Source organism: Vibrio sp. 10N.222.48.A3 (genome assembly GCF_041475345.1).
GTDB lineage: Bacteria > Pseudomonadota > Gammaproteobacteria > Enterobacterales > Vibrionaceae > Vibrio > Vibrio tasmaniensis_A.
Map to the genome: position 1 here is coordinate 1 of NZ_JBFRVX010000636.1, position 5678 is coordinate 5678.

The 5678-nt window shown below is 43.9% G+C and carries 6 protein-coding genes; 4 read left to right on the forward strand and 2 right to left on the reverse strand.

The features are described from left to right. Positions 1-10: 10 nt before the first annotated feature. A complete protein-coding gene (locus tag AB4653_RS17545) occupies positions 11-202 on the reverse strand; it encodes a hypothetical protein (protein ID WP_083784101.1) in 192 nt (63 codons plus the stop codon). Between the two features lie 527 nt (positions 203-729). Here AB4653_RS17545 and AB4653_RS17550 point away from each other — a divergent pair. Next, positions 730-1563 carry a 4'-phosphopantetheinyl transferase superfamily protein gene (locus AB4653_RS17550; protein ID WP_009847293.1) on the forward strand — a complete coding sequence of 278 codons (834 nt, stop codon included), beginning with the start codon at positions 730-732 and terminating at the stop codon, positions 1561-1563. Positions 1564-1593: 30 nt separating this feature from the next. On the opposite strand, the gene AB4653_RS17555 is transcribed toward AB4653_RS17550, so the two are convergent. Further along, positions 1594-2001, reverse strand: a complete 408-nt coding sequence (locus AB4653_RS17555; protein WP_009847292.1) for a thioesterase family protein — start codon at positions 1999-2001, stop codon at positions 1594-1596. A gap of 346 nt (positions 2002-2347) precedes the next feature. Here AB4653_RS17555 and AB4653_RS17560 point away from each other — a divergent pair, with 346 nt between their 5' ends. The 3 genes from AB4653_RS17560 (at position 2348) to AB4653_RS17570 (ending at position 5528) form a co-directional block, all read left to right on the forward strand. After that, a complete protein-coding gene (locus tag AB4653_RS17560; protein ID WP_009847291.1) occupies positions 2348-3343 on the forward strand; it encodes a TRAP transporter substrate-binding protein in 996 nt (331 codons plus the stop codon). A gap of 65 nt (positions 3344-3408) precedes the next feature. Further along, positions 3409-4164 carry a TRAP transporter small permease gene (locus AB4653_RS17565; RefSeq protein WP_009847290.1) on the forward strand — a complete coding sequence of 252 codons (756 nt, stop codon included), beginning with the start codon at positions 3409-3411 and terminating at the stop codon, positions 4162-4164. A gap of 2 nt (positions 4165-4166) precedes the next feature. Next, positions 4167-5528: a TRAP transporter large permease gene (locus tag AB4653_RS17570; RefSeq protein WP_009847289.1), complete on the forward strand. Its 1362-nt coding sequence runs from the start codon at positions 4167-4169 to the stop codon at positions 5526-5528. Positions 5529-5678: the final 150 nt, after the last annotated feature.

The following is a 5678-nucleotide window of genomic DNA, read 5'->3' on the forward strand; positions in this document are numbered from 1 at the left end:
GGTTGGCTCATTATGAGTCTCCACTAGAAATCACAGAAAGTGATGTCGTGTTTTGAGGCTGCGCTTTTAAAGCTATAGAAAGAAAATCTGAAACAGACTTAGGGAAGCGCAGCTGAAAATTCAGGTTGCTGAGTGGCGGCAACCAGATAGAAATTAGTTTTACGAAGTGCGTTGACTTACGAGAGTAGGGGAGGTGTTTCATGCGCGACGGTGGCATTCAAATGTTGAGGCGATGTCCATTAAAATCCTGTTCAAAGTCTGACTAAACGACAAGTCGGTATCCGCAAAGAAAACGTGTGAATTTGTTTAATGGTTGAGCAGGCTACCCGAGGTGAGTGGCCGATACAATGCTCCCAGAGGCCACTATGATCTGTTCAGACCAGATGATTTTGCTGAACTTTTGTTTTTTGTATTTTTAATGGAATTAACTTATTGATAATTAATGGATATGGGTGGTTTTTTAGTGTTTATACTCTATTTCTTGACTTGGTGGGATCTATGTCAGATTTTTGTAAGTAACATTTAATAGATGCCTGTTCTGTAAGGTGGAGTGTGATCTGTGTTTTAATTTGTTATTATTTTAAAAGTTAGTTTTAAGTCCCTATATGAAGGGTGTTTCCCTCCCGTATTCTCTAGGTTCCACTTAATTTATAGGTGAGTTAAATTTGTTCGATTGGGTTGTTCCAATCGTGTTTTGAAGAGTGATTTATAGAAGTGAGTTCGAGTTAAATGAAAACTCCCGTTGTTGATTTGTGGCTATGTTCTCTGAGTAATTTAAATGACCAGCCAAACAATGTATCGCAGCTCAAAAAGAGACTGACAGCCGATGAGATTGCCAAAGTTGAGCGTTATCGAATGCCCTCATCTCAGATTCAAGCTTTGTATGTACGAAATTATCTGAGAAAGGTGCTGTCTAGCTATTCTGATTTGATGCCTGAAGCGTGGCGCTTTGAATATGGTGAGAAAGGGAAGCCGAGATTAATAGAGAAACAACAAATAGAAACCGGCCTGAATTTCAATATCAGTCATAGCAAAGAACATTTGTTGATTGCAGTTTGCCAGAGAAAAGGGAAGCAAGTTCAATTGGGTGTTGATATTGAACACGCAAGAAGTTCGACCAATATCGACTCGATCATGAAGCACTACTTTTCAGATAAAGAATTGGCGGATTTACTTGAGCTCAGCAAAGAAGAACACAGAGAGCGTTTTTTCGATCTGTGGGCGTTGAAAGAGTCGTACATCAAAGCGACGGGGAAGGGGCTAGCCACATCGTTGCGAAGCTTTTCGTTCGATTTCTCCAATCTGACGGAGCAAACATTGCCAATTCACGCTTCGGATTTTCAACCAAACTTGCAGGATGAAATTAGATTGTATCGCGAAATCAGGCTAGATAGCGGGATTGGGTTGGATTTGGATTCTTATCAACAAGACGATATTTCTACAGATTGGCAATGTTGCTTGGGTCGATTAGATGACCAGTATCGTTTCGCCGTGACTCTTGGTGGGAATTTGCTACCCATGCAGATAGAGATGAGAACCTTTTCGTCGTCTCATCTCCTTTAAGCGAGTTTGGTGAGGTGAGGTAAGATGAGGTTAACTCGTTTCGCCAAGCATCGCTTTTAAGACTTCAGCAGGCACTGGCTGAAGTTGTTTGTCTTTATCTAAACAGACCATTTCGATATCACCAATCACTGCGGGTTTGGTTGCATCTTTACGCCACACTTCTTGTCGCCATAGCGTTTTGTATTTGCCATCGAGTTCAAAAGAGGTGCGGATGTCGCAGATCTCAGCGAACTCAACCCCATCTTGAAAAGTCATGTTGGCTTTATATACCGCAAAACCTAATCCATGTTCATTCCACAATGTTGCCAGTTTATCGCTACCCAAGACATGTTCGCGTGCACGCTCAAAGTACTTTAGAAAGTTAGGGTGATAAACCACACCTGAGTGATCGGTATCTTCATAGTAAATTTGTACTGGGTGATGGTAGATCTGGCTCATTGATATCAACTCTTATTAAGTAGCGTTGTAGTAAATCTGACTAAGTTGTGCAGCACTCTACAGGATAGGTCGAAATTACTTCAAGGTATCATCGGCAATCGAGCTTTTGGTCAGACCTCATTTATCACCGATGCTTTGGTCAGCTTCCACCCATTTACAAATATTCTATGTGTCACTTTCCACCCATTGATTTTTGCAGCGAGTTAGTGACTGCTGCAGGCAGATATCATGAAGCCTTACGGTTAAAGGGTTGTTAATGATTTGTGTCAATGTGGCGCGCTAATTGCCTTAGTGAAAGCACGCAGTTCCCATTGAAGGGCTGCTTTGTTTACTAAGGAGAATAATAATGTTTAAGCCTCTTACCCTGCTGTCTGTATCTGCTCTGGTGCTCACAAGTTTTAATGCTGCTGCAAACTGTGACCCAGGTGAAATCGTGATTAAATTCAGTCATGTAACCAATACCGATAAGCACCCGAAAGGCATTGCCGCTTCTTTACTGGAAGAGCGAGTAAACACGGAAATGAATGGCAAAGCTTGTATGCAAGTTTTCCCTAACTCAACACTCTACGATGATAATAAAGTACTGGAAGCCCTGTTAAATGGTGATGTTCAAATGGCGGCTCCTTCGCTGTCTAAATTTGAGAAGTTCACTAAGAAATACCGCATTTTTGACCTTCCTTTCCTATTTGAAGACGTAGAAGCTGTTGACCGTTTCCAAAACTCAGAGTCTGGCGAAAAGCTGAAGAACGCGATGAAGCGTCGTGGCCTTCAAGGCCTAGCGTTTTGGCACAATGGCATGAAACAGATGTCAGCAAACAAACCTCTTATCAATCCTGAAGACGCGGAAGGCTTGAAATTCCGTGTTCAAGCATCAGACGTATTGGTTGCTCAGTTTGAACAGCTAGGTGCTAACCCACAGAAGATGTCTTTCAAAGAAGTATACGGTGGCCTACAGACTAAGGTTATCGATGGCCAAGAGAACACATGGTCAAACATCTACGGTAAGAAGTTCTTTGAAGTACAAGACGGCGTGACAGAAACTAACCACGGTATTCTTGATTACCTCGTAGTAACGTCGAACGACTTCTGGAAAGACCTACCTGAAGATGTACGTACGCAACTTGGCACAATCGTTCAAGAAGTGTCTGAGACTCGTAACGCAGAATCTTCAAAAGTTAACCTAGCGAACAAAAACAACATCATCGAAGCGGGTGGTGAAGTTCGTACGCTTACGCCTGAACAGCGTGAAGCATGGGTAACTGCGCTTCAACCAGTATGGAAGAAGTTTGAAAAAGACATCGGTTCAGATCTTATCGATGCAGCGTTAGCTTCAAACCAATAACACCGCTAAGGGAGTGGCGTGAATTTCGCCACTCCTCATTAAAATAACTATAAGCGGAGTCAATTATGGATAATCCTCAAATGGAACAGCCAAATTCTAGCGAATCAGCACTGGAAACCTCTTTTTTTTCCAAAGTCGGAAGAGTTACGGATGTGATTGAAGAGTCATTAATCGCATTTTTCCTTGGCGCAATGACGCTACTTACTTTTGCCAATGTGGTATTTCGATACGCATTCAATGGCAATATCTTATGGGCACTAGAACTGACGGTGTTCATGTTCGCTTGGATGGTGTTAGTGGGCGCATCTTATGGCGTTAAAAAACACTTCCACATTGGTGTTGATGTGATCATCAACCTTGCCCCAGAAAAGCTACGCAAAGTGTATGCGTTAATCGCCGTCACAAGCTGCCTAGCATTCTCAATCTTACTTCTTATAGGTTCTTGGAATTACTGGTACCCGTTCGCGACTGAGCGCGCTTGGTACGAGACCGATGATATTCCAATGCCAGAGATGCTTCAGTTCCTTGCCGACTGGATGAATGAAGGCGAGCGATACGAGAAACTGCCACGTTTTATTCCTTACATGGCACTGCCTATTGGTATGGCAATGCTGACGTTCCGTTTTGCCCAAGTTGCTTACCAAGTAGTCACAGGCAAGCTTGATCGCATGATAGCGGGGCATGAAGCCGAAGAAGAGCTGGATGCATTGAAAGCTGATGTGTTAGCGGGTTCTGATGAAGACGCGACAGCGGTATTGGATTCGACTAAGCAAAACAAGGCGAACGAGTCGGGTACAAAATCTAACGGTAAGGAAGACTAATCATGGCAATGTTATTTCTATTTTTAATGGTAATTGCTTTCATGTTGGTCGGTGTACCAATTGCGATTTCCCTTGGTTTATCGAGCGTCATATTCTTGTTGATGCACTCTGATGCGTCACTAGCTTCGGTTGCACAAACGCTGTTTAATGCATTTGCAGGCCACTACACACTCTTAGCGATCCCTTTCTTTATCTTGGCCTCTAGCTTTATGTCTACTGGTGGTGTGGCGAAACGTATTATCCGTTTTGCTATTGCAATGGTGGGTTGGTTCCGCGGCGGTTTAGCAATGGCATCGGTTGTGGCGTGTATGATGTTCGCAGCGTTATCTGGGTCGTCTCCAGCAACGGTAGTGGCAATCGGTAGTATTGTTATCGCTGGTATGATCAAAAACGGCTACACAAAAGAGTTCGCGGCAGGGGTTATCTGTAACGCGGGTACGTTGGGTATCTTGATTCCACCATCCATCGTTATGGTGGTTTACGCTGCGGCGACGGATGTATCTGTCGGTCGTATGTTCTTAGGCGGTGTGATTCCTGGCCTGTTGGCGGGCGTGATGTTGATGATAGCTATCTACATTGCAGCACGTATTAAGAAAATTCCTGCACAACCATTTGTAGGCTGGGGTGAGATGTTCGCAGCCGCGAAGGATGCGAGCTGGGGCTTGTTGCTGATTGTTATCATTTTAGGTGGTATCTACGGCGGTATCTTTACTCCGACAGAAGCGGCGGCTGTTGCAGCGGTTTACGCGTTCTTCATTGCCAACTTTATCTACAAAGATATGGGGCCGTTTGCGGAGAAGAAAAATACAAAGCCTGCTTTGGTGAAAGTGTTCCAAACGTTTTTCCATAAAGACACCAAAGACACGCTCTATGATGCGGGCAAGCTGACCATCATGTTGCTGTTTATCATTGCCAATGCTCTGATTCTTAAGCATGTACTGACAGAAGAACGTATTCCTCAGATGATCACGGAATCGATGTTGTCTGCAGGTTTAGGGCCGATCACCTTCTTGATTGTGGTGAACGTTCTACTCTTGATTGGTGGGCAGTTCATGGAGCCATCAGGCTTGCTGATCATCGTTGCGCCGTTGGTATTCCCAATTGCAATTGCACTGGGTATCGACCCTATTCACCTAGGTATCATGATGGTTGTGAACATGGAGATAGGGATGATAACACCGCCTGTGGGGCTCAACTTGTTTGTGACCGCAGGGGTTGCCAAGATGTCGATGATGAACGTAGTAAAAGCCGCACTGCCATGGGTTGGCGTGATGTTCTTATTTCTGATTATCGTAACCTACGTACCTTGGGTATCAACATGGTTACCGACTACCTTGATGGGGCCGGAGATCATCACGAAATAGATAGTGAAATCATAGCGAAGTGATGGGGAGGGTTAAACCTCCTCATCAATGATTTTTCCATATCGAGAGCTAGATTCAATCGGATCATACAGCGCTCTTTTTGCCTCTAATTCTGGAGTGTCTAAGTTTGACAATCATGTCAACTTAGAC